This is a genomic window from Bacteroides caecigallinarum (genome assembly GCF_016901995.1).
Lineage (GTDB): Bacteria > Bacteroidota > Bacteroidia > Bacteroidales > Bacteroidaceae > Phocaeicola > Phocaeicola cellulolyticus.
Genome location: NZ_JACJLE010000141.1, coordinates 1 through 582 on the forward strand (window position 1 = coordinate 1; position 582 = coordinate 582).

The window sequence follows — 582 nt, forward strand, 5'->3', positions numbered from 1 at the left end:
GTCCGTTCCAAAAGCAGACATTCAAGGTAGATGAAGTAAGCCAACTTTATCCGGAATATTATATCCTGAAAGTAAACGACTTCAATAAAGTGGCAAAAACTCCGCTAGAAGAATGGATTTATTATCTGAACACAGGAGAAATACCGGAAGGGGCAAATGCTCCAGGTTTGGACGTGGTGAGAGAAAAACTCAAAATAGACAATATGACAAAAGTTGAGAAAGAGGCATACTACAGACATCTTGACAATATCGTGATTCTGAGAGACAATATAAATACCGAGAGGGCTGAAGGAAGGGCTGAAGGAAGGGCTGAAGGAAGAGCGGAAGGAAGAGCGGAAGGAGAAAAGCTCAAACAGACGGAAATTGCACGTAATATGAAGAATATGGGGATGGATGTAGGTACTATTGCTGCCATCACAGGAATGACGGAAGAGGAAATCAACAAGATTTGAAATAATACTTTTGCACAAATCAAATATTTTAAATTATGGGAAATTATATCAGATTCGACTGGGCAATGAAACGCCTGCTTAGGGACAAGGCTAACTTTCAGGTACTGGAAGGACTGCTCACTACCCTACT

At 40.7% G+C, this 582-nt stretch carries 1 pseudogene; it reads left to right on the forward strand.

The features are described from left to right. Positions 1 to 452: pseudogene (locus H6A61_RS15355) on the forward strand (hypothetical protein); the annotation flags it as partial. Positions 453 to 582: the final 130 nt, after the last annotated feature.